The 25215-nt window shown below is 42.2% G+C and carries 21 protein-coding genes and 6 tRNA genes; 6 read left to right on the forward strand and 21 right to left on the reverse strand.

Annotated elements, in window-relative coordinates; translation table 11 throughout:
* Nucleotides 1-46: 46 nt before the first annotated feature.
* The 3 genes from recJ to xerD all read right to left on the reverse strand — a co-directional run bounded on the left by recJ (nt 47) and on the right by xerD (nt 3572).
* Nucleotides 47-1777: a single-stranded-DNA-specific exonuclease RecJ gene (recJ, locus tag MORIYA_RS11960; RefSeq protein WP_112715467.1), complete on the reverse strand. Its 1731-nt coding sequence runs from the start codon at nt 1775-1777 to the stop codon at nt 47-49.
* The gene (gene dsbC, locus MORIYA_RS11965) at nt 1774-2574 is read right to left on the reverse strand and encodes a bifunctional protein-disulfide isomerase/oxidoreductase DsbC (protein WP_112715469.1); all 801 of its coding nucleotides are present in this window, start codon (nt 2572-2574) and stop codon (nt 1774-1776) included. Before dsbC ends, recJ begins: the two co-directional genes overlap by 4 nt.
* A gap of 107 nt (nt 2575-2681) precedes the next feature.
* Complete coding sequence (xerD, locus tag MORIYA_RS11970) at nt 2682-3572, reverse strand: site-specific tyrosine recombinase XerD (protein WP_112715471.1); 891 nt, start codon at nt 3570-3572, stop codon at nt 2682-2684.
* Between the two features lie 194 nt (nt 3573-3766).
* On the opposite strand from xerD, the gene fldB reads away from it, so the two are divergent.
* Entirely contained in the window at nt 3767-4288 is a 522-nt protein-coding gene (gene fldB / locus MORIYA_RS11975; RefSeq protein ID WP_112715473.1) for a flavodoxin FldB, read from the forward strand.
* 97 nt (nt 4289-4385) lie between these two features.
* Here the strand turns inward: fldB and hflC are convergent, their stop codons facing one another.
* The 8 genes from hflC to tsaE form a co-directional block, all read right to left on the reverse strand.
* A complete protein-coding gene (hflC, locus tag MORIYA_RS11980; protein WP_112715475.1) occupies nt 4386-5261 on the reverse strand; it encodes a protease modulator HflC in 876 nt (291 codons plus the stop codon).
* Between the two features lie 3 nt (nt 5262-5264).
* Nucleotides 5265-6425 (reverse strand): FtsH protease activity modulator HflK, encoded by a 1161-nt coding sequence (hflK, locus tag MORIYA_RS11985; RefSeq protein WP_112715477.1) that lies wholly within the window; start codon nt 6423-6425, stop codon nt 5265-5267.
* 49 nt (nt 6426-6474) lie between these two features.
* On the reverse strand, nt 6475-7764 hold the full coding sequence (gene hflX, locus MORIYA_RS11990) for a ribosome rescue GTPase HflX (protein WP_112715479.1): 1290 nt from the start codon (nt 7762-7764) through the stop codon (nt 6475-6477).
* Between the two features lie 59 nt (nt 7765-7823).
* A complete protein-coding gene (hfq, locus tag MORIYA_RS11995; protein ID WP_006032513.1) occupies nt 7824-8066 on the reverse strand; it encodes an RNA chaperone Hfq in 243 nt (80 codons plus the stop codon).
* An 84-nt stretch (nt 8067-8150) separates the two neighbouring features.
* Nucleotides 8151-9041, reverse strand: coding sequence for a tRNA (adenosine(37)-N6)-dimethylallyltransferase MiaA (gene miaA, locus MORIYA_RS12000; RefSeq protein ID WP_232011733.1), 891 nt, complete (start codon nt 9039-9041; stop codon nt 8151-8153).
* A gap of 25 nt (nt 9042-9066) precedes the next feature.
* Nucleotides 9067-11100, reverse strand: coding sequence for a DNA mismatch repair endonuclease MutL (gene mutL, locus MORIYA_RS12005; RefSeq protein WP_112715483.1), 2034 nt, complete (start codon nt 11098-11100; stop codon nt 9067-9069).
* A gap of 7 nt (nt 11101-11107) precedes the next feature.
* The gene (locus MORIYA_RS12010) at nt 11108-12457 is read right to left on the reverse strand and encodes an N-acetylmuramoyl-L-alanine amidase (RefSeq protein WP_112715485.1); all 1350 of its coding nucleotides are present in this window, start codon (nt 12455-12457) and stop codon (nt 11108-11110) included.
* 2 nt (nt 12458-12459) lie between these two features.
* Nucleotides 12460-12936, reverse strand: a complete 477-nt coding sequence (gene tsaE, locus MORIYA_RS12015) for a tRNA (adenosine(37)-N6)-threonylcarbamoyltransferase complex ATPase subunit type 1 TsaE (protein ID WP_112715487.1) — start codon at nt 12934-12936, stop codon at nt 12460-12462.
* 207 nt (nt 12937-13143) lie between these two features.
* Between tsaE and queG the strand changes: the two genes are divergently transcribed.
* Nucleotides 13144-14286 carry a tRNA epoxyqueuosine(34) reductase QueG gene (gene queG, locus MORIYA_RS12020; RefSeq protein ID WP_112715489.1) on the forward strand — a complete coding sequence of 381 codons (1143 nt, stop codon included), beginning with the start codon at nt 13144-13146 and terminating at the stop codon, nt 14284-14286.
* 108 nt (nt 14287-14394) lie between these two features.
* Here queG and MORIYA_RS12025 read toward each other — a convergent pair whose 3' ends face one another.
* The 9 genes from MORIYA_RS12025 to orn form a co-directional block, all read right to left on the reverse strand.
* Nucleotides 14395-15726 (reverse strand): cation:proton antiporter, encoded by a 1332-nt coding sequence (locus tag MORIYA_RS12025; protein WP_112715491.1) that lies wholly within the window; start codon nt 15724-15726, stop codon nt 14395-14397.
* A 170-nt stretch (nt 15727-15896) separates the two neighbouring features.
* Nucleotides 15897-16394, reverse strand: a complete 498-nt coding sequence (locus MORIYA_RS12030; protein ID WP_112715493.1) for a DUF4442 domain-containing protein — start codon at nt 16392-16394, stop codon at nt 15897-15899.
* Between the two features lie 240 nt (nt 16395-16634).
* Nucleotides 16635-16710, reverse strand: a tRNA-Gly gene (locus MORIYA_RS12035).
* 71 nt (nt 16711-16781) lie between these two features.
* Nucleotides 16782-16857, reverse strand: a tRNA-Gly gene (locus tag MORIYA_RS12040).
* Nucleotides 16858-16928: 71 nt separating this feature from the next.
* Nucleotides 16929-17004: transfer RNA gene (locus tag MORIYA_RS12045), tRNA-Gly, on the reverse strand.
* 71 nt (nt 17005-17075) lie between these two features.
* Nucleotides 17076-17151, reverse strand: a tRNA-Gly gene (locus MORIYA_RS12050).
* A 71-nt stretch (nt 17152-17222) separates the two neighbouring features.
* Nucleotides 17223-17298 (reverse strand) — tRNA-Gly (locus MORIYA_RS12055).
* Between the two features lie 21 nt (nt 17299-17319).
* Nucleotides 17320-17395 (reverse strand) — tRNA-Gly (locus MORIYA_RS12060).
* 139 nt (nt 17396-17534) lie between these two features.
* A complete protein-coding gene (orn, locus tag MORIYA_RS12065; protein ID WP_112715495.1) occupies nt 17535-18101 on the reverse strand; it encodes an oligoribonuclease in 567 nt (188 codons plus the stop codon).
* A gap of 130 nt (nt 18102-18231) precedes the next feature.
* Here orn and rsgA point away from each other — a divergent pair, with 130 nt between their 5' ends.
* From rsgA to mscM, 4 genes are all read left to right on the forward strand, one after another.
* The gene (rsgA, locus tag MORIYA_RS12070) at nt 18232-19272 is read left to right on the forward strand and encodes a small ribosomal subunit biogenesis GTPase RsgA (protein WP_112715497.1); all 1041 of its coding nucleotides are present in this window, start codon (nt 18232-18234) and stop codon (nt 19270-19272) included.
* Between the two features lie 148 nt (nt 19273-19420).
* Nucleotides 19421-20281, forward strand: coding sequence for an archaetidylserine decarboxylase (asd, locus tag MORIYA_RS12075; RefSeq protein WP_112715499.1), 861 nt, complete (start codon nt 19421-19423; stop codon nt 20279-20281).
* A gap of 166 nt (nt 20282-20447) precedes the next feature.
* Complete coding sequence (locus tag MORIYA_RS12080) at nt 20448-20831, forward strand: DMT family transporter (protein ID WP_232011734.1); 384 nt, start codon at nt 20448-20450, stop codon at nt 20829-20831.
* Between the two features lie 52 nt (nt 20832-20883).
* Nucleotides 20884-24216: a miniconductance mechanosensitive channel MscM gene (mscM, locus tag MORIYA_RS12085; RefSeq protein ID WP_112715501.1), complete on the forward strand. Its 3333-nt coding sequence runs from the start codon at nt 20884-20886 to the stop codon at nt 24214-24216.
* Between the two features lie 11 nt (nt 24217-24227).
* Here the strand turns inward: mscM and epmA are convergent, their stop codons facing one another.
* Complete coding sequence (gene epmA / locus MORIYA_RS12090; protein ID WP_112715503.1) at nt 24228-25202, reverse strand: elongation factor P--(R)-beta-lysine ligase; 975 nt, start codon at nt 25200-25202, stop codon at nt 24228-24230.
* Between the last annotated feature and the right edge of the window lie 13 nt (nt 25203-25215).

The following is a 25215-nucleotide window of genomic DNA, read 5'->3' on the forward strand; positions in this document are numbered from 1 at the left end:
ATACTTCAATCGTCAAAAACTATCAACCTGAGCTAATAAATAGTTATTAGCGTAATGGCTGCAAATACTCAACCATAAACTGCAAGCTGCGCTTACCACGGAACTCGTTCACATCAAGTTTGTAGGCTAACTCAATCTTCTGCACGGAGGCATCAGGCCATACTTCTAAATCAACATTAAAGGCAATCGCATCCACTAACGGTCCACCCTGCTCTGGCTCTAACATCATTTTTAAATGTTTTTTACCCACAAGACGTTGTTCACGTAATTTAAAGATGCCATCAAAGATCGGCTCAGGGAACATCTGTCCCCAGGGCGCAGCTTCTTTGATTAGTTCCGCTGTTGGTAATGACAGCTGCTCATTCGGTAATTCGCCATCACTTAATACCACGCCAGTTAGCTGCTCTTCTGTTAATAGTTCCTGCACTAAGTCGTTAAACTGTTTGGCAAACTCATCATAACAATCAAGCCGTAAAGACAAACCAGCCGCCATCGCATGACCTCCAAATTTCAAGATCATGCCCGGATTACGGGTATCGAGTAACTCCAAGACATCACGTAAGTGCAAGCCTGGTATTGAACGGGCTGAGCCTTTGATTTCCCCTTCGCCAGCATCAGCAAAAGCGATAACAGGGCGGTGGAAGCGCTCTTTAATGCGTGATGCGACTAATCCCACCACACCTTGGTGCCAATCATCTTGGAATAGACAAATACCGTAAGGTACTTGTCCGGCATCAAAATCGACACTTTTTAGAATAGCCAAAGCTTCTTGCTGCATCGAACTTTCAATTTCTTTACGTTCTTCATTCAGGCTATCCAGTTCACCGGCAAAACGACGCGCGTTATTGAGATCTTCACACAACAGCGTGGCAACGCCAACTGACATGTCATCGAGACGTCCTGCCGCGTTCAATCTTGGTCCTAATGCAAAACCGAGATCGCTGGCGCAAAGCTGAGCTTGATTACGATTGGCAATTTCGATCAAGGCTTTAATGCCGGGGCGACATTTATCGGCGCGGATACGCTGTAGACCTTGATGGACTAAAATACGGTTATTCGCATCTAACGGCACCACATCAGCAACCGTACCCAGTGCCACAATATCCAGTAGACAAGCTAAGTTTGGCTCGGTTAAACCTTGCTTGGCAAACCAATCTTGTTCACGCAGTGCGCTGCGCAATGCCAACATGACGTAGAAGGCCACACCAACGCCAGCAAGATTTTTACTTGGAAATGTACAGCCGTGTTGGTTGGGATTAACAATCGCATCTGCATCCGGTATTTCGTTGCCCGGCAAATGGTGATCGGTCACAAGCACTTTAATGCCTAACGCTTTCGCGGCAGCAACACCCGCAATACTGGAAATACCGTTATCCACCGTCATGATCAGTTGCGCGCCATTTTCGGCAGCCAGATCCACAATTTCAGGGCTTAAACCATAGCCAAACTCAAAGCGATTAGGGACTAAAAAATCAATATTACGATAACCAAGCATTTTCAAAGCCAGCATCGACAATGCAGTACTCGTGGCGCCATCTGCATCAAAATCACCAATAATGATGATACGCTGATTTTGCATTAACGCGCTGACTAATAACTCACACGCGGCTGTCATGCCTTTTAACTGATTGGGACGTAATAAATGTTTAACCCCGTTCTCTAATTCTTGATCCGACGTCACACCACGATTGGCATAGATTTGACGTAATAATGCAGGTACAGCTGCTGATATACCGTCACAATCGACGTTATCGCGACGTTTAATTTGTTTTTTCAAGATTTATCCACGCTGGTTAGAATACTAAGAAGCTGCGCAGCAGGCACATAACCCGGTTGCATTTGTCCATTTTCAAACACAATAGCAGGCGTACCAGTCACGCCTAAACGACGACCAAGTTCATATTGTTGAGCCACGGTATTGGTGCAACTTTCAGGAACGACCTTGCCACCACGTTTGGCATTATTCATCGCTTGAGCCCGGTCTTCAGCACACCAAATTGACGCCATATCTTGGTAAGTCTTAGAGTTGAGACCACCGCGTGGAAAGGCTAAATATTTTACGCTAATACCAAGCTGATTAAGTTGCGCGACTTCGTTATGTAACTTACGACAGTAACCGCAGTTAATATCGGTAAATACCGTGATGCTGTACTGTTCATGTTCAGCTGGGTAGTTAATGGTATCATTAGCGAATGCTTGTATTGCTTGCTGGCGTACTTTACCCATGGCTTGTTCGGTTAGATCTGTGACGCCATTATCATCAACTTGATAAAGTGAACCTTGGATAAGATTAGAAACATCCGCGTTGACATAAAAGATACCTTGGTCGGTCGCAACTTCAAACAAACCAGGGATAACACTGTCACTGACACTCGATACTTTAAAATTAAGTTTTTCAGCTAATAAGCGTGAGATATCGAGCTGCTGGGCAGATAGTGCAACGTCTGTCGCAGGCATAGTATGTGTTGTAGTCGGCACAGCCGGTGTTGCTTGTTGCGGTGCACTATTGACCCCAAATACAAAACTCCCCACCAAACCTGCAGCGATTGCTGTAATCATTAATTTCTTTAACATATGTTCTCCGCTCTTATCCTTAATGGATATCTATGCCCGATAAATTAACAGAATTCATTATTTATCACTAGCCCTAATCCTTGCGAATGCCGTGTCAACATTCCCAATTACGCACGAGGATGGTGTTCACTATGCAACTGCTCTAATCGTGCGGTGGCCACATGGGTATAAATTTGTGTGGTGGATAAATCACTGTGACCAAGTAACATTTGTACGACACGAAGATCGGCGCCATAGTTCAATAAATGGGTGGCAAACGCATGACGCAAAGTGTGTGGAGACAAATGCGTTGTGATCCCTGCGACTTGTGAATAATGCTTAAGACGATGCCAAAAAGTTTGCCGAGTCATAAAGTTGCCACGTCGGGAAGGAAACACCACATCAGACGTTAACCCTTTTAATAACGTCGCGCGACCTTCGGCAATAAAGCGCTCAGTCCAATACACAGCTTCTTCTCCCATAGGTACTAAGCGTTCCTTACCGCCCTTGCCGGTCACACGCACTAACCCTTGGCGTAAGCTCACAGATTCCATACTCAAGCCAACTAATTCTGATACCCGTAATCCTGTGGCATATAACACCTCCATCATGGCCTTATCACGTAATTGGATCGGATCGTCTAATTTTGGTGCAGCTAATAATGCATTCACTTCCGCTTCAGATAAATCGTCAGGCAAACGCTGCGGTAGTTTCGGGCTAATGAGTAAGGCGGTCGGATCATCATCGCGCATCTCCTCACGATAGAGATATTGATAGAAGCGACGGATCGCACTCAGCTGACGCGCGGTACTACTGGCTTTGTAGCCTAAATCAAAACGGCTTGCCATAAATGCTTGGATTTCAAGCCGATCAACGGTTAATAATTGCTGCTTGTGTTGCACTAACCAGTGATGATATTGGTTTAAATCATTACGATAAGAGCTCAGAGTATTGTCTGACAACCCGCGCTCGTGCCACATAACATCTAAAAACTGTTCTATTATTTCAATTTTTTCCAAGCCAATGCCCTATGCTTTTATTTCCATTACTATGCGAACAGTATAACAACACTGTATAAATAAACATGAATTATAGTACAATTATCTCGTGCTACTATGCGTAACGATGAGCAACTGATCGCTCAGAGCATGATTAACACATCGTATTTATTAGCACATAGTATGATTAGCAACACTGTCTTTGGATGTAGATAATGAAAATCGGTTTATATTACGGCTCCACTACTTTTTATACCACCATAGCTGCAGAAAAGATCCAAGCTGAAATTGGCGCAGAACTGGTCGACTTACATGACATAAAAGACTCTGGTTTTACGGATATAGAAACCTATGACGTCGTTATATTCGGTATTTCGACTTGGGATTATGGCGAACTTCAGGAAGACTGGGGCGATCTGTGGTCTGATATTGCAGGCATTAACCTGGCAGGGAAAACCGTCGCGCTATTTGGTCTTGGTGATCAAGTTAACTACAGCGAATGGTACTTGGATGCGATGGGCATGCTATTTGACGAGTTACAAGATAAAGGCATTCACTTTATCGGCCAATGGCCAAACCAAGGTTATGAATTCGTGGCTTCAAAAGCGTTAACTGCAGATGAAAACCAGTTTTTCGGTCTCGCACTCGATGACGACAGCCAATACGATCAGACTGATGAACGTATTGCCACTTGGACCTTACAAGTACTCGAAGAAATTGCAGCACATTATACATAATGACTTATGTATAATGACGACAAGTTAATACCATAAAAAAAGGCCGCTGCTATCTAAGATAGTAACGGCCTTGTTGTTATTCATTGACCAGCAATGGTTATCTTATAGCTGGGCCCTTCATGTAATTGAAGAAATCACTATCTGGAGAGATAACTAATACATCAGACTTATTACTAAAGCTCTTAGAATAAGCTTCTAGACTACGTAAGAAACCATAAAACTCGACATCTTTATTATACGTATCAGCATAAATCTTCGCCGCGTCTGCATCACCTTCACCACGTTTTTGACGTGCTTGACGGTTGGCTTCAGCAAGCATTACGGTTACTTTCGCATCCACTTCTGCTTTTAAGATCTCAGCTTGTTCATAACCTTGCGAACGATGTTCTTTCGCTACAGCATGACGCTCTGCACTCATACGTTGGAAAATAGAGTTACTGACTTCCTGCGGTAGATTGATCTGTTTAATTCGAACGTCTTCAACCAGGATACCTAGCTCAGATGAACGTGCCATACGTTTCAATGCCGTTTCCATTACTTCGCCACGTTGGCCAGAAACGATATCTTTAATCGTACGGTTACCAATTTCATTACGTAGTCCATTGGTAATTTTACGTTGTAATAAAGACTGTGCTTGTAAGAAGTTACCGCCATTGGTGGCAAGGTAAAATTTCTCAAAGTCTACGATACGCCATTTCACGTAAGAATCGATAATTAAATCTTTCTTTTCAGAAGTAACAAAACGATCAGCGTTACCATCCAGCGTTTGTAAGCGCGAGCTTAACACGCGAATTGAATCGATAAACGGTACTTTAAAGTTCAGACCCGGAAGATAAATTTTCGCTTCCTCACCTGTTTTAAGTACTTTACCAAACCGCACTACTAGCGCACGTTCACCTTCGTTTATCACAAAGAAAGACGAAAAACCAAGTAATAGCACAAGTACTAAAATAACTGCTTTTAATTGATTCATAGCTTAGTTTCTCCCTGTGTTAAAACGATCAGGACGAACATTACTACTATTCGTATCTGGATACTGATAACGGTTATTTGATTGCGCTGGTTGTTGCGGTGCTGGTACTGTGTTTGCCGAACGAGTCGGTTTACTCTCCACATTAGCGCTCATGATCTTATCTAATGGTAGATATAGCATGTTGCCAGTACCTTTAGTATCAACCACAATTTTCGTTGTATTTGAATAAACCGTTTCCATTGTTTCTAGGTATAAACGTTGACGCGTTACTTCCGGTGCAAGTTGGTATTGTGGCAGTAAGCTATTAAAACGTGCTACTTCACCTTGTGCTTTTAACACAATTTGCTGTTGATAAGCTTGTGCTTCTTGTTCAATACGCTTCACTCTACCACGAGCTGTCGGTTCAATTGAACGTGCATAAGCTTCGGCTTCACGGATATAACGTTGTTCATCTTCTTGTGCCGCAATCGCATCATCGAATGCATCTTTAACTGCTTCCGGTGGGCGTGCAGACAAGAAGTTGACATCAACAAGTTCAATACCCATGTGATACTCATTAATGATAGATTCAATGTTGTCACGGGTATTTTGACGTACAACTTCACGACCGGTTGTGATCACATCATCCATTGTCGTATGACCGATAACGAAACGTAATGCACTGTCAATCGCTTGATGTAAGCTATCATCCGGATTCGTTACGTTAAATAGATATTCACGCGGATTAATAACGCGATATTGAATATCCATTTTTACGTCAACTACGTTTTCATCTTTAGTTAACATCGAACCTGAAGCCGGCATAGAGCGAATGCTCCTAACGTCAACAGAGATCACACGGTCAACAAACGTCGGCAACCAAGATAAACCCGGTGCAACTGTTTGTGAATACTGACCAAAACGTAATACCACGCCACGTTCAGCTTCTTTGATCGTATAGAAACCACTGACCACCCAGATCACGGCTAGTACACCAAGCACCAGAGAGACACCAACTTTATTAAAGTTAGCACCACCAGTGAACTTACCGCCTTTACCGCCACCGAACTTGCTGGTTAGCTTCTTAAATATTTCGTCAAGATCAGGGGGTCCCTGCTCTTTACCTTTTTGTCCCCAAGGGTCGCGATCTTTATTACCGCCATTTCCGGGCTCATTCCAAGCCATTTGCATCTCCATTACCAGATAGTTTCGGGAAAATATTAATGATATCAGCCTAATGCTGAAGGATAAAATCTTCAATGTTATTACATTTGTGTTTTTTCAAACGTTGCCAGTCAATCATAGTCATTCTAATGTCGAGTAGCCAGTCACCATTTTCAGCAAATGCTTCATGCTCAATACAATCGAGATTATACAGATGACTCACCACATGACCCTGCATTGCCGGTAGTTGTAACTTGACCACTTGCATGGTACTTGCCAGTAACTCCGTTAATGCTTGATATAAAAACTCTGTACCTTCGCCTGACATTGCCGATAGCCATACATTAACAGGCTTACCTTCGTCATCATAATCAATACGACAACGGCCATTATCAAGCTTATCCACTTTGTTGTATACCATTAAAACAGGTACTTCACCGGCATCAATTTCTGTTAATACCGCATTTACTTCGATGATATTACCGCGCATGTTTTCATCTGCACAATCAATTACATGTAAAAGTAGATCCGCTTCTCGCGTTTCCGTCAATGTGGCTTTAAAAGCAGCAACTAAATCATGCGGTAAGTGACGAATAAAACCAACAGTATCCGCTAACACCACTTCACCAACATCGGCAACCGCAAGACGACGTAATGTAGGATCTAACGTCGCAAACAATTGATCCGCAGCATACACTTTAGCACCAGTGAGACGATTAAACAGGGTTGATTTTCCCGCATTGGTATAACCGACTAACGAAATTGTCGGTATTTCACGACGTTTACGTGAGCGACGACCTTGGTCACGTTTGGTCACCACTTTGTCTAAACGACGTAAAATACTGTCCATACGCGCGCGTAATAAACGGCGATCTGTTTCCAGCTGAGTTTCACCTGGACCACGCATACCGATACCGCCTTTTTGGCGTTCCAAATGCGTCCAACCGCGAATTAATCGGGTCGACATGTGGCGCAGCTGCGCTAACTCAACTTGTAACTTACCTTCATGGGTACGAGCACGTTGCGAAAATATATCTAAAATTAGGCCTGTCCGGTCAACAACACGACATTCCAGTAACGCTTCTAAGTTACGTTCTTGGCGTGGCGCTAAGGCATGGTTAAAGATAACAATATCTGCTTGATAAAGCTTTACTGCTTCAGCAATTTCTTCTGCTTTACCTGTACCAACAAAATATTTAGGATGTGGTCTTGAACGCGTGCCTGTTACCACAGATAACGCATTAACACCGGCAGAGGAAACCAGCATTTCTAATTCATGCAGATCTTCTCGATTGCCTTCATCACTAAAATTAACGTGCACTAATATGGCACGTTCACCTGCTTCATGGCGATCAAACAACTTCACGACTCCTTATGAGTATATGACTCACAAGATTTTTTAGTTTAAATTTCAAAAAATTATTTATCACTTTCACCGTCAGGTTGAAGGCCATGTTGTAACGGACGTGCCGGTACCACAGTTGAAATGGCATGTTTATATACCATTTGGCTGACGGTATTTTTTAGCAAGATAACAAATTGGTCAAATGACTCAATTTGGCCTTGTAGCTTAATACCATTAACTAAATAAATTGCGACAGGAATACGTTCGCGACGTAATGCATTCAAAAACGGGTCCTGCAGTGATTGTCCCTTAGCCATCAATAGTTTCCTTTTAAAAATTAGATTTTTATTATTATGAACAAAATAACCAATAATTATCAGTATACAACTTTAAAATAGACTCTAGCCAACTGATAATAAAACTTTTTCTAAATTGTCATCTGCTTTGGAGTCTAACCAAGTTAGATCGTTCCAATTTTTTAACCACGTCATTTGACGCTTTGCCAGTTGTCTTGTTGCTACCACGCCGCGGAACACCATCTCATCATGATCCATCTTGCCTTCAAGGTATTCCCACATTTGGCGGTAACCCACACAACGCATTGATGGTAAATCAAGGTGCAGATCGTCACGTTGATGTAACGCTTGCACTTCGGTTTCAAAACCCGCCTCTATCATCAACTTAAAACGCCGTTCGATACGCTCATGCAACACCGCTTTATCGGTTGGTGCAATAGCAAACTGGCTGACGTCATAAGGCAGTGACTCGCCTTTTTGTTGGGTTAATTCAGTCAATGACTTACCCGTTAGTCGATAAACTTCAACTGCACGGCAAACACGTTGTGCATCATTTTTATGTAAACGCGCCGCTGATTCCGGATCATACAAGGATAATTCGTGATGTAATGATTCCCAACCACGCAATTTAGCTTCCGCTTCAATAGCCTGTCTAATTTCAGGCACAGATGTTGGCACCGGCGATAAACCTTCCAGTAATACTTTAAAATAAAGCATAGTGCCACCAACAAGTAGCGGTATTTTTCCTGCATCTGTGATCGCTTGCATATGTTTTAATGCATCTTCACGAAAATCAGCCGCTGAATAAGTCATTGCCGGATCAATAATATCAATTAAGCGATGCGGTGCTTGGGCAAGTTCTGCCGCTGTTGGCTTCGCAGTGCCAATATCCATGCTTTTATAAATCAACGCAGAATCCACGCTGATAATTTCACATGGCAGCTTTTTTGTTAACTCAATAGCAAGATCCGTTTTACCTGACGCCGTTGGCCCCATTAAAAAGATAGCTTTTGGTAATGGTTTAGTTTGCTGTTGAGTCACGGTTAAATCTCTCTATTACAGACATATAGTCAAGTTTCTCAAATAGTTTAGAACGATATTGCTGTTGTACACAGCTATCCTGTTCGCTAAATTGGCTGTATATTTGAGTCGCTTGTTCCCAAGTAAATTTGGTCAATCCGTGACTACCTTGTATTGCCAGCCAATGACACAAGGGAGCAACATCTGAGGCTGTCGCCTGCTCGGATAGATGGACTATCTGTTGCAATAACGCTGGTAACACAACAGATAAATTCGCTTGGCGTAATTGTGCTGGCACCTTTCTAACGATAATGGTGGCGGCATTGCTATAATTCAACTCTAAACCCAACCGATTAAGCAAATTTTGCTGTTTTTTAGCTGTTTCGACAAAGTTTTTGTCTAATTTAATCGATATTGGCAATAACAGTGGCTGCGATATAACCCCTTGTTCCCAGGTGGCCAGCAATTGCATTTTGCAGTTTACTTGCCACATTGCTAGTACATCAGCGAGCAACAGGGCATCATCATCTTGCACTAATAAGTAATTATCGCTGACTAAACTGAGTAATTTAACGCGCGCAGTATGTGGCTCGTTCGACTGAGTATTCGACCCCACTTGACGCCCTTGATTAACACTGGTCGCCGTCGTGTGCCGCGCTGCTTGCTGCAATTCAGTTATTTCAGCCTTGCTGGGCTGTAACAAGTGATTGTATTGCTTGATAGCACCTGCTGAAGGCTTATCAGGCATATATTGACGCTGTTGAGTATAGCTAGACGACGTGGCACTTGTACTCCCCTGGCGCTTATCTGTAACGCCATAACCATGCTTATTTTGCATCGGCATCACATCACCATATGCAGCTGTACTTATGCTTGTACTTATATTGTAGTCCGTGCTTTCAGCAATCCCCGCAGGCGCCATACCATGCTCAGTAGTCTGCTCGTTGACGCTGGCATTGTCATTACTGATGATAGGCGTTTGCCCAGGATAATTAATCGCTTCCTGAACAGGCAACTCTGCAGCAGGCATTAATGGGCTAATGCCTTCAGTAATAGCTTTAAACACACCTTGAAAAATAAAGTCATGCACCAGACGCGCTTGATGAAAACGCACTTCATGTTTAGCCGGATGTACATTCACATCAACTTCTCGTACCGACACTTCAATAAATAGCACATAAGCCGGTTGGGCAGCGATACCCGTCGCTTCTTCATAAGCTTGACGTAAGGCATGATTGATCAGCTTATCGCGCATCATACGGCCATTAACGTAGCTATATTGCACATCCATCGGCGCATTGTCATGCGGTAAACCAATCCAGCCCCACAGTTTAATATCACTGTGTTCACAGTCCAACGCCATGCAATTGGCCATAAAATTGGTGCTGGTAATACTGGCGACACGGCGCTCTTGCTGCTCGACTGTGCTCGCGGGTCGATAACTGCGGATCACTTTACCGTTATGCTTTAGCGTGACCTGTAAATCAAAGCGACTTAACGCAATACGTTTCACCAATTCATCAATATGATTAAATTCGGTTTTATCGGTACGTAAAAATTTACGTCGGGCGGGCGTATTAAAAAATAAATCAACGACTTCAACTGTGGTACCAATCGGATGCGCAGCAGGTTTTATCTTCACCTGCATATCTCGCCCTTCGGCATAGGCTTGCCATGCTTCGGTTTGTGCTTTAGTGCGAGAGGTAAATGTAAGCCGAGACACCGAACTGATACTCGCTAATGCTTCACCACGAAAACCTAGGCTATCAATCGCTTCCAGATCATCCAAGGTAGCAAGCTTACTGGTGGCATGACGGCTTAATGCCAGACCCAGTTGGTCTTTCTCCACACCGCTACCGTTATCACGAATACGGATCAGCTTGGCGCCACCCTTCTCAATATCAATGTCAATACGCGTTGCGCCCGCATCGATACTGTTTTCAATCAGTTCTTTAACTACCGATGAAGGGCGTTCTACCACCTCACCAGCCGCAATTTGGTTCGCTAATCGAGGTGGTAATATTTTAATTGTCATGACACACCTAACTCGTTGGTATTTTCAATTTTTGGCCAATATACACGGTATTCTTCGTTAAATTATTTAACTGTTTGATACGTGTAACCGAGGTACCATAACTGTTAGCAATGACAGACAATGAGTCACCTTTTTTAACCACGTGAATACTATTACGCATATACGCCAAATAGGTATCTTTTGGCGGTGCGTTACGGAAATACAAATAGCTACCTTGGGCAATGGCGTTAGCAATCTTACGCTGGTGACTACGCATGGTTAACTTTTTACCTTCTCTATAATTGGTCACAAAGCCCGCTTCCACCAATAGTGACGGAATATCAAGCGACTTTAATACCGCTAGGCTTTGCTCATATGGCTTAGATTTATGCATATGTGTGACTTTGGCTAATTCATTATGGATCAATGACGCGATGTTATAACCTGCGCCTTGTGAATATTGCCGACCAAGATCGAGGAACATGTATTGTAAATCATCAGCACCATCACTGTTTTTAATCGCATCACCCACACCACCGAGCAATCCATTCACATTATCGTCACGTAACTTTTTGTTAAATTCATAGTTCGCCCGACCTTGTGACAAGATCAACGTTGAGGCTCCCGATGGTTGTGATGAGCTAAAACCGTCGGCATGCACAGATACTAACAATTCAGCTTTATACTTACGCGCGATCTCAGAGCGTTCATTGAGCGAGATATAGCGGTCATCTGTACGGATCAAGACCGCTTTAATGCCTTTTTTCTGATTTAAAATAGCGACCGTTTTTTTAGCAATCGCTAAGTTAATGTCTTTTTCAATAAACTTTTTAAAACCGATAGAACCCGGATCTTTACCACCATGCCCGGCATCAATGGCGATCACAACATCCCGTTGAGGATGCTTAATCTGCGCCTTCTTCGTGGTTTTTTTAACTGCTACAGGCCTCTTTTTCTTTATAACTGTTTTTAAAGACTTTATCGGTTTGACCGGTAAATCAATGACTAACCTGTATTTTGCGATTTTACTACCCGCTAATTCAAAAAATCGATAGTTAATTGGTTGAGCAAGATGAAAAATAATCCGTAAATCGCTAGATTTAGTGGATTTAGCTTGTTCAACACGGGTAATGTTACTGCTTAACTTTGCTAGCTTACTCACATAAGCCTTATTACGCGTACCTGCAAAATCCACCACGATCTGGGTCTTTTTGTTACGGTCGTAAAGGTTGAATAACGGTTTTTTCGCCAGATCAAAAACAATCCTTGTTTTATCCGCATGCTCAACAATGCGTATCGCATTCACCGTATTGGCAGCATAACTTAATGGCATAAAGCACAAGTACATTATGCTGAATAGTAAAATCCGTTTAAACATTCTTATCCTACATTTATCTGAGCTAATTTATTGACCATTATTATCCCTAATTCACTAATACCTTTCACCACAACTTCACGTTGTTCACCGACATAAGTAAGGGTAACTTGTAAATCTTCAACAGGTAAAAAACCTTCACCACGCTGTGGCCACTCAACTAAACACAGGCAATTATCGGCAAAATAATCACGAATACCCATAAATTCTAATTCTTCTGGATCAGCCAAACGGTAAAGGTCAAAATGATAGACATTCCAATCGGTTAATTCATACGGTTCAACTAATGTATAAGTTGGGCTTTTCACATTCCCTTGATGACCCAGTGCTTGTACAAAACCACGGGTGAGTGTCGTTTTACCCGCGCCCAAATCACCGTATAAAAAAATGGTCGTCGCACTATCGCATAAACGCGAAAGGCTTGCACCAAAAGCAACGGTTTCTGATTCATCTGCTAAGAAAACTTTTACTGTATTTGTCATCTAATTTAACTACCTTAAACATTAAAATAAAACGCTATATTGAGTTGTGCTCGTCACAGACTCATCCCCGAACCAGAAAATATCTCAGAGTGGAGACATCGACTTATGAAATTGGACAGGTATGTAGATTCTACAAATTGTCGAGCCCAAAGAAAACCACAATATGATAAACTTTACCTCAATTTACTCATAGACAGATAATAAACCATGCCTCCAATAGACTATCAACAACTTACACAGAAAATTAAAGTCTGGGGCGCAGAACTTGGTTTCCAACAAGTCGGTATTACCGATACTGATTTATCGACCTACGAACCACATTTCCAAACCTGGCTAGATAATGGTTATCATGCTGACATGGATTATATGTCGCGTTACGGCACCATGCGTACTCACCCAGAAGAACTTTATCCAGGCACGATCCGCGTTATTTCAGTACGCATGGATTATCTACCACCCGATGCATTAATGGCGACCACCTTAAAACAGAAAAACAAAGGTTACATCAGCCGTTATGCCCTAGGGCGTGATTACCATAAAATCATCCGCAAACGCCTTAAACACTTAGGCGAAAAAATCAGTGCGCATTGTGAAACGCTCGATGCCCGGCCGTTTGTGGATACCGGCCCTTTACTCGAGCGCCCGTTAGCCGAAAAAGCCGGATTAGGCTGGATAGGTAAACACTCACTCATTTTAAACAAAGAAGCGGGCTCATGGTTTTTTCTTGGTGAAATATTAATAAACCTACCACTACCCGTGGATAAACCTATTGAAAATCAATGTGGTAAATGTACAGCGTGTTTACAGATTTGTCCAACACAAGCCATTGTCGCACCTTACAGCGTGGATGCTAATCGCTGTATTTCTTATCTGACTATTGAGCTATTTGGCGCTATTCCAGAAGAGTTTCGACCTTTAATCGGTAATCGCATCTACGGTTGTGATGATTGCCAGTTGATCTGCCCATGGAACCGTTTTGCAGCGCTTACCGATGAACAAGACTTTCACCCGCGCTCAAATTTGCATTCGCCCGATCTATTAGCACTGTACGCATGGGAAGAAACTTATTTCTTAAAACAGACAGAAGGCTCGCCGATCCGTCGCATTGGTCATGAACGTTGGTTACGGAATATTTCCGTGGCACTAGGTAATGCCGCTTATTCAGCAGAAATTGTCGAGGCGTTAGAAACTAAATTTGTTGAAACAACTGAAATGGTGCAAGAGCATATTACCTGGGCGCTACAACAGCAACAGGCAAAAGCAGACAACATCATCCCAGTATTACAAATCGATAAGACCAAAGATAAGTTAATCCGCATGATTGAAAAAGCACTGCCACGTGATGCCTAACCCCGCGGTTATACCAATTGTATTTAATCTCTAATAGACGGTAGTAAATAACAAAAAGCGCGCAAAGGACAAGTCCCTGCGCGCGTTAACATAGCTATGAATTAACAATTATTTATCGAGATCCGTTTTGGCTGTAACAACGTCAGCAGCCGTTTTCTTTTCCAGCTGTTCAGTTTCCCATTTTTTTGCTTTATGGATCAAGCCAGTAATACTTGAGCCTTGTACCAAAATCGAGAACACCACCACTGAGTAAGTCATCACCAGAATAATTTCTCGCACATCAATGTTCTTTTCCGGAATAATAAATATCCCTGCCGGAATGGCCAGCGCCATCGCTAACGCTAAACCGCCACGTAAGCCACCCCAAGTCAGGATCGTCACAGACAACGGGTTGTAACGGCGGAAACGGTTAAAAAATAAATAACAGAATTTCACACTTAAATAACGCGCCACCAATACTAATGGAATAGCAAATACCATCAAGATCCAATCTTCTTTGTGGAAGCTAAACAACAACATAGCCATACCAATCAGCAAGAATAAAATACCATTTAAGAATTCATCGACTAATTCCCAGAAGTGATCCAAGTGGTACTCACTTTCTGGCGAGAAGCCTTTTTGACGCGTCCAGTTACCAATCATAATGCCGGCCACCACCATGGCTAACGGGCCTGATACATGGATCACGTCAGCAAATACATAACCCGCGGTTGGGATAGCAATAGTCAGTAATAATTCCATGGAGTGGTCATTGGTCGAACTGATTAAATAATGGAATACTAAACCAAGTACAAGCCCATAGATGATGCCACCAATCGCTTCATGCACGAATAGCTGGGCCACACCGCTCACGGTTGGCGCTTCACTACCAAATGCCACCGAAAATAGGGTCATAAAGATCACTAAACCAAAACCATCATTAAATAATGATTCACCTTCGATTTGTGTAGCGATACGCTGCGGGGCGTCCAGGTTCTTAACAATCGCCAGTACAGCAATCGGATCGGTGGGCGAAATAAGCGAACCAAAGAGTAGACAGTAAATGAAATCTAATGGAATACCGACTAGCTGACAAAAACCCCATAACACCCCACCAATAAAGGCAGTTGAGAATAAGGTAGCAACCAACGCCAAGACCGTGATCTCCCACTTTTGGTCTTTCATGTGGGCCAATTTAATGCCTAAGCCACCGGCAAACAAGAGAAAACCAAGGATGCCTTTTAATAAAAAGCTTTCGAAATTGATATTATTTAATTGCTCTGTAGCAATTGTCTCTAAATGAAACCAGCCACTTTGACCGGCGATCACAATACCTAAAGACAGTATTATTGATCCCGCTGTTATCGCAACTGTAGTTTGCATTTTACCAATTTTGCTATTAATAAATGCAATAAAAATGGCAATTGCAGCGAGAAAACATAAGGTACTGTATACCGACATGCCACACCTCTAATTGAAGTAGATTAGATTAGATTAACTGAAGATTATTTTAACGAGCTACACAATGTTCTTGTTAAGGTTAAAAATCAAGTTCTTTCAGCAATATGGTGAGCAACCAATAAGAATAAAATTTCAAGTCTAAATTAGTACCTATAATTATATAGTTAACGCTAGCTACCACGTTTTTTAGGTACCCAGGCCCAGATAAATTCAGCATTAATTGGTTCATTGCCTTCACTGTCCGTGATCACGACAGGTACCGATATATCCCCTTTTTCAGTATCACGAATATGCTTGATCTGCTCGTCACTTAATGTGGCAACCGCAGTTAAATCACCCGCAGCACGGCGAACATAATCAATATTCATATTTTTTAATAATGGAATACGGTTGTCGGGTACATGCATACCAATTAAAAAACCCGTCGCAGACTCGCCAAGTAACGCCATTGCAGCGGCATGGATACCACCAATATGATTTTGCACCCGTTTATGGTTTTTTAAACTAAGTTTAGAGCCAGCAAAATCTAATTTTTCGACACGTATTTTTGACGTGCCAGCAAATTTAATAACGTTGCCAAATACCAACGACAATGCAGAGGCATGCCAGCCTTTTGGAAGTAGTGTTACTTTCTTAACGATTTTACTGAGTTTATTTTCGGCTTTCATATCAATCCTTGAAGTTATATTAGTTTCCAAAACAAATACTTAGCTTATCTTAATGTAGGTAGTAAGCAACTAAGTACTATAACATTGATTAAATAAGTATCATTGGTCTAAATGACATGAGCGTGAAATTAGCAGTAAAATTAGCAGTGATAGATTTGTACATAATAGGAGTAGTAAATAAAGAGAAATAGTAACGGAGGATTATAAAGGAAGCTTTTTATTTTTAAATACCAATAAATTTGGAGCGGTACAAGAGGCTCGAACTCTTGACCTCAACCTTGGCAAGGTTGCGCTCTACCAACTGAGCTAGTACCGCATCATCTGATTTAAAGTTTCAGCAACTATTCGATTTATTCGAGTGAATGAACATTCAAAAAAATCTGAATTTGGAGCGGTACAAGAGGCTCGAACTCTTGACCTCAACCTTGGCAAGGTTGCGCTCTACCAACTGAGCTAGTACCGCATCATCTGATTTAAAGTTTCAGCAACTATTCGATTTATTCGAGTGAATGAACATTCAAAAAAATCTGAATTTGGAGCGGTACAAGAGGCTCGAACTCTTGACCTCAACCTTGGCAAGGTTGCGCTCTACCAACTGAGCTAGTACCGCATCATCTGATTTAAAGTTTCAGCAACTATTCGATTTATTCGAGTGAATGAACATTCAAAAAAATCTGAATTTGGAGCGGTACAAGAGGCTCGAACTCTTGACCTCAACCTTGGCAAGGTTGCGCTCTACCAACTGAGCTAGTACCGCATCATCTGATTTAAAGTTTCAGCAACTATTCGATTTATTCGAGTGAATGAACATTCAAAAAAATCTGAATTTGGAGCGGTACAAGAGGCTCGAACTCTTGACCTCAACCTTGGCAAGGTTGCGCTCTACCAACTGAGCTAGTACCGCTTTGGTATTCTAAGATAAGATTGGAGCGGTACAAGAGGCTCGAACTCTTGACCTCAACCTTGGCAAGGTTGCGCTCTACCAACTGAGCTAGTACCGCATCTCATCTTAGGTGCCGAATTATATAGAACCAACTGGTTTTTGCAAGCCTAGACCGACGCTTTATTATAAAAAAATCGAATATTGCCGAATGTTTCTACTATAAGGTCGTAAAATTATCTAACCAGTCGTGTCAATGCTTAAATTTTAAACATATGTTGGCGATAATGCTGTAATTCACCAATTGATTCACGAATATCATCCAATGCTAAATGCAAACCTTGTTTGTGAAAACTCGATACCACCTCAGGGCACCAACGGCGACCTAATTCTTTAATCGTGCTCACATCGACATTACGGTAGTGAAAGTAATCATTTAATTCCGTCATATATTTCACTAAGAAACGACGATCTTGGCCAATACTGTTACCACATAATGGTGATTTACCCGCAGGAACCCACTGGTGTAAGAATGCTAATGTTTGCTCAACAGCCTCTTTTTCAGTGACATCACTCGCCAATACGCGTTTAACTAGACCAGAATTAGTATGATGCGTTGTGCACCACGCATCCATCTTATCAAGTTCCGCTTTATCTTGATGAATAGCGAGTACAGGTCCTTCTGCAAGAATGTTCAATTCACTATCCGTGACGATAGTAGCAATTTCGATGATCAGACATTTTTCGGGATCAAGACCGGTCATTTCTAAATCGATCCAAACTAAATTATTTTCATTAAATTTCGTTGCATTGTCGGCAAGTGGCATAGAGGAGATCCTAATAGTTGTCGTTTAATCGTATGTTTAAGGTTATTATACCCAATCGACCTCGAAATGCGATGTTCAGCAACCGCTGTACTATAATACGCGTTGTTACAACTCAGGAATGAATTTACCCGTGGCTAAAAAGAAACATCTAACCCAAGGTCAAATACGTCGCGTACGTAGCAACCAAACTAAACGTCTAACCAAGCCAGATACACGAGAATGGGATGATGCGCTTCTCGGCAAAAAGCAAGAAGGTGTGATCATTAGCCGTTTTGGTCAACATGCTGATGTAGAAGATGAGAATGGTATCATTCACCGCTGTAATCTACGTCGTTCTATTGCGAGCTTAGTCACTGGTGATCGTGTGGTTTGGCGCTTAGGTAATGAACAGCTGCAAGGCATTTCTGGTATTATCGAAGCGGTACACGAACGCAGAAGCGTATTGACCCGTCCCGATTTCTACGATGGTATTAAACCGATTGCGGCGAATATCGATCAGATCGTGATTGTATCTTCCGTGGTGCCAGAATTCTCAACCAATATTATCGACCGTTATATTGTTGCTGCCGAAGATGTAAAAATTCGCCCAGTGATCTTATTAAACAAGATCGATTTATTAAGCCCCAATGAATTATTCACCATTAACCAGCAGCTCCAAACTTACCGCGATATCGGCTACGAAGTATGGCAAGTATCATCAACTGAAGGTAAAGGTTTAGATGGATTACAAAGTCTATTGAAAGATAATACCACTATCTTTGTTGGTCAATCAGGCGTAGGTAAATCATCATTGGTGAATGCCTTAATGCCCGAATTACATATTCAGGTGGGTGATGTATCGGTAAAATCGGGGCTAGGTACCCACACCACCACCACAGCGCGTTTATATCATTTCCCATCAGGTGGTGATCTTATTGACTCACCAGGTGTACGTGAATTCTCGTTATGGCACATGAAGCCCGAAGAGATCGCCAATGGTTTTATCGAATTTAGAGATTTTTTAGGTGAATGTCGCTTCCGCGATTGTAAACACAAAAATGATCCCGGTTGTGCACTACAAGATGCAGTCGCAAAAGGAAAAATCAAAAAAGTGCGCTTTAATAACTATGTTCGTATTTTAGAAACCATGCTCGATAATCGTCCTGATCGTCATATCCCAGTGCGTAAATAACGCACATTCAATGCCGCAAGATAATAATGATATCAATGTTGTCTTGCCAAACTCATCACGCAAATTCTGACAAACAATATACAAACTTGTCACAATAGCGTTAATTCTATTTAACTATCAATTATTCAACTATTTAAGAGGCTCTCAGGTGCTAGACAAGCTTAAAGTTATTGCCCAATACTGCTTTCCTCAACACGGTTTATCTCGTCTTACTGGTTTATTTGCCAATGGTGCTCACGGTAAAGTAACAACCTATGTGATCAAGTGGTTTATCAAGCGTTACAATGTAAACATGGATGAAGCTAAATTTTCAGATCCTGCACATTTTCAAACATTTAACGACTTCTTTACCCGTGAATTAAAAGCAGACGTACGCCCAATCAATGCTGACGACAACTTGTTATGCCAACCAGTAGATGGCGCAGTAAGCCAAGCAGGTCCAATTTCTCAAGGTCGCATCGTACAAGCTAAAGGTCATGACTACAGTGTGTGTGAATTACTTGGCGGTGATCGTCAATTAGCGAACAAATTTGAAGATGGTGACTTTGCAACGGTTTACTTGTCGCCACGTGATTACCACCGTATTCATATGCCCATTACCGGTACCTTAAAAGAAATGATTTTTGCACCGGGTGATCTGTTTTCAGTAAATCCACTGACGGCGCAAAATGTACCCAATCTATTTGCCCGTAACGAGCGTGCTATCGCGATCTTTGATACCGAAGTTGGTCCGTTTGCCCTGGTATTAGTTGGCGCAACGATCGTTGCCTCAATTGAAACAATTTGGCACGGCACTGTTGCACCATCAAAGAATAAAGAGATCGTACGTTGGACGTATGAAAACCAAGCGCCAATCGTGATCGAAAAAGGCGCAGAAATGGGTCGCTTTAAACTTGGCTCAACGATTGTTGCGGTGTTTGCCAAGGATGCCATTGAATTTGTTGACGAATTACAACCAGCAGCAGCAACAGTCATGGGTGAAGCATTTGCCCGTATTAAAAACAAATAAAATTATCTCAGCATAACCGCTAGGATAATATTAGCCGCGCTAGTGGGCGCACACTGGGTGCGGTGTTTTTAGAACCTTTATTTAATCGAGACAAAATCCAAGGTCAAGATATCGCCTCGGTATTATCAGCGGTATTAACTCTGCATTTCTGTTTACTTTAAGAAACATTCTCTACAAACGTAAGCTCTCGCATTACAGCGGACCCCATACCATGTTTTATCAAACATTATTAACCGCGTGTATGCTTTCGCCATTTTTGAGTGTAGACTTAGCGGAAATAAATAATGACAATTGGACGTTATTAGTAGTGTTAGGGATCTGCTTTACCGCAATGCCGCACACACTGCTAGTCACAGCATTACGTTACCTAAAAGCCAAAACAGTGGGTCTTACCACCTGTTTACAACCGCTTTATGGTAGTTTGCTAGCGATCCATTTTTTAGGTGAGATCCCCAATGCTGCAACCATCACGGTGGCGTATTCGTGGTCTCAGCCGCCCTCTTTGAAACATGGAATGCAGGAAAAAAACAGGTCGATTAACGCAGTTTGAAAACGGATAACCCGAACGTCACTGGCATGATAACTCGACCTTATGAAATATTATGATGACTAAAAATTATGTAATTTTACTTATTCTATTTTCATTATTTATTACGCCCGTTCAGGCCCAGCTTAGTTATAGTGAGATCCAGCTTAACGACACCATATCTCAGCTGAAAGAACACGCACCAACGCCTTCAATTAAGCTACAACTCAAGTATTACCAACAGGCATTAAAAGCTTTAGGCGAAGACAGTCATGCGCGTCAAACAGCCTCAAATTATCAAAAGATCATTGATGACTATCCAGTCACATCGCCAACATTAAAAGCCCAGATCAGCAACTACAAATCGGCCAATTTTGCCGATGCCAGTCACTGGCCAGTCAATAAAATTGAGCAAGAGATAGCCAGACAAAATTCGAGTCAGACCGCGTTAAAAAAACAACAGCAAGCGCGCAACAGCGAACTCACCACCATTGGCATTCGGATCAGTTCATTTCAAACGGATATCGAACGTTTACGCGGTAAATTAACCACAACTCAAAAAGACCATGATAAATTAGTTGGTCACGGTGACATTAGCTTAAACGAGGAGCAAGAAGCCTTACGCATTGCCCTGCAAATCGAACAATCATCACTATCAACCCAGATCCAGATGCTGGAGCTTGAACAACTCAGCGCCAGTAACCGCAGTGAATTAGCCCAACTCAATCGTCGTTTAAACTTGTTAGAACAAAAAGACGTCAGTAACTACTTAGCGACATTGACTGAGTTACGCAACAACATATTACGTAAAGAAACCGCCGACGCGATTGCGCGGAGTAAACAGATCAATGATTCATCACTGATTAGTTCACCCTTTTTACAGCTGCAATTAGAAATCAACCAAGAACTGTCTAGTGCACTGGAAATTGTATCGGCAAGAAACGAAACCATTCCAGATAAGCAGCAAGCCGTCACCCAACAAGTTGATGCGCTCACCACCATACTCATTAATTTTAATGAACAAGTCGAATGGTTAAAAATAAGTTCCGCGTTTGGCGAAAATTTACGCGCGCAGGTTAGTAGCTTACCGACTGAACCACCGCTAGACAAATTAGAAGATGAGATTGTCGATAGCCGTTTAGCCCGTTTTCGCTACCAAAAAATGCGCACGCAATTAGACAATTTGCCATTAACCACCAAGACGCTAACGACTGAAGAACATGCGAGCTTGTTACGTTTTATAGAGTTACGTAGATTATTACTCGATCAGCTAATTCGCAGTTTAGATAACCACATCTACGAGCAAGCTAAGTTAAAAGTCAGCTATAGTAAAATGAATAGCACACTCGTGCAAATTAAACAGCAAGCGGATGAACACTTATTCTGGGTACCAAGCATTCCATTACTGGGTACGCAAAGTATTACCGAGCTCTTTACCAGCATGCTTTGGCTCACGTCAATCGAGAACAGCATTACTATCCCACAAGCCATATTTTCGTCGCCATTAGGCACACTAAGCTTGGCCGCATTGCTTATTTTAGGTTTTACTTATTTACGCACACCACTGAATAATTTTTTTACCAAACATATTGCAGCTACATCACCAAAAGTTGGTAAAGTGACACAAGATAAGTTCGCTTATACCCTACGAAACCTGGCTTATTCATTGGCAGATGCGCTGCTCTTACCTATCTCGCTATTGATCATTACCGAATTACTGATAAATGCATGGCAATATCCGTTTGCCGTTAATACTGGCCATGCTTTACAAGACTCACTATTTTTATTAGTCATCTATCTGTTCATACGTAATCTGACTCGTCATAAGGGCCTATTACAGATCCACTTAAAAATAAGTAAAGAGCGCATCGCCAAGATTTGGGGCTACTACCAAGTCCTGTTTTTTATCTCTTGGCCTGCTTATATCATCCAAGTGCTGTGTGACCAATATCCAGAACAAGCGTATGACGGTTCACTCGGTCGCCTTGCCTTTATCATCACTTGTGGTGCATTGGTGCAATTCTATTACCGTTTGTATCGTGAAAAACTGCCCCTAACCTACCAGAAAAAAAATAATGATAAACCACATATTGTCCACCATACTATCTGGACAGCGTTTATTATCGCGCCGATAGTGTCTGCGATCATGGCGATCATGGGTTACCTTTCTACCGCCCAAGTCTTATTAAAACAGATGGAGTCATCGCTGTTAATGGGGCTGTTATTTTTATTAAGTTATTATTTGATCCGGCGCGGCATGCATCTGCAAAAACGCCGTCTCGCCTTTGAACGAGCCAAAGCCAAACGTATCGATATTATTGCTCAGCGGGCGAAAGAAGTTGAAAAAGGCGAGCAACATAGCAGCCAAGAAAGTCATTTTGATATCGAAGAACCGGAAATCGATTTAGATCAAATCAGTGCGCAATCGCTTGGGCTGCTACGCACCTTGTTAACGCTATTATTTGTGGCATTAAACGCACTCTTCTGGTCCGAAATTCAAAATGCCTTTATCTTCTTAGATACTATCACCTTATGGGATGCTTCCAATATCTTAAATGGGGTTGAATATACCGATCCTATTACCTTAAAAAGCTGTTTGTTAGCCATCATTATTTTTGTACTGACCTTGGTATTAGTACGGAATTTATCGGGTGCTCTCGAACTCTTGATCTTGCAGCATCTTGACCTTTCTCCGGGTACGGGTTTTGCGATCACCACATTGGCCAAATACATGACTATTTCGATTGGTTTTGTCGTTGGTTTTAACTTCTTAGGCGTCGACTGGGCGAAAACCCAATGGCTAGTGGCCGCATTAACCGTTGGGTTAGGGTTTGGTTTACAAGAGATTTTTGCTAACTTCGTATCCGGTTTAATTATCTTGTTTGAAAAACCGATCCGGATTGGTGATACCGTTACCATCCGTGATTTAACCGGCACTATCAGTAAAATTCAAACCCGTGCCACCACGATTGTAGATTGGGATAGAAAAGAAATTATAGTGCCGAATAAAGCCTTTATCACGGAACAATTTATTAACTGGTCACTGTCCGACTCCATTACCCGGGTGATCATCAATATTGGTGTTGAATTTGATTCTGATATCGAGCTAGTGACAAAACTGCTATTAGAAAGTGCCGAAGAGAATAACTTAAGCCTGGAAAACCCGGGGCCAGAAGTATTCTTTATTGAGTTTGGCCAGCATGCATTACGCTTTGAAGTACGTTGTTATGTCGCGGAAATGGGCCATCGCTTAACCATGACTCACGCACTCAATACCCGCATCACCCATGTCTTTAGAGAACACCATATTCGCATTGCATTACCACAACTCGATCTACGTGTAAAAGATGGTTTTAAAGTCAGTGATAGCAGTCATATCATGAGTATGAAAAAAGGCAGCTTAAGATAAGCTGCCAGCGGTTATGCCCGAGGGGTTGGAAAGGCAATCACCTCATCAAGGCTATTGGCATCTGTTGCTAACATCACCAATCTATCAATACCTAACGCGACGCCAGCACAATCAGGAAAGCCAGCAGTTAGTGCATCAATAAAATGATGGTCAATAGGCTGCTCTGGTAAAGCCATCGTCTTACGTTTGCTATTATCGGCTTTAAAGCGCCTTAATTGCTCTTTCGCATCCGCTAATTCATGGAAACCATTCGCTAGCTCAATGCCTTTAAAATACACTTCAAAGCGCTCTGCGACACGGGAGTCTTGCGGACTAATGCGGGCTAATGCAGCCTGAGATGCCGGGAAATCATAAATAAAACACGGCACATCTTGGCCGATTTGGCTCTCGACACCCACATAAAATAATAACTGCAAGATGGTATCGCGGTCGGGTTCATGCTCGATAACATCATAGACATTATACGCTTTGCCAGCGTTGCGTAATTCATCCAGCGACGCGGTTAAAGGGTCAAGTTGCAGGCATTGTTTAAACGCATGTTGATAGGTAAAACGCTGCTCTTTACCCGACCCTAATACCAACGTCAGTAATTCAGACATTTCATCCATCAATTGAAAATGATCAAAACCAAGTCGATACCATTCCAGCATAGTGAATTCGGGATTATGATGACGCCCTGCTTCTTCATTACGGAACGATTTACTCATTTGATAAATGCAGCCACTACCTGCGGCTAACAATCGTTTCATGTGAAATTCGGGTGACGTTTGCAGATATAAGGCCTGACCTTGGCTATAACCTGGACCAACAAATACCGTGCTAAAGACATGTAAATGCACATCAGTAACGGCCGCTTGGCTCATCGCAGGGGTATCAACTTCTAATACCTCACGTGTCGCAAAAAACTCACGGATGACATTTAATACCTTAGCTCGCGCGCGCAGGGCAGTAAAACCTGCACTGGGTTGCCAATTTAATTCACTCATATCTACTCCGGTT

Source organism: Moritella yayanosii (assembly GCF_900465055.1).
In the GTDB taxonomy this organism is placed as follows: Bacteria; Pseudomonadota; Gammaproteobacteria; order Enterobacterales; family Moritellaceae; genus Moritella; species Moritella yayanosii.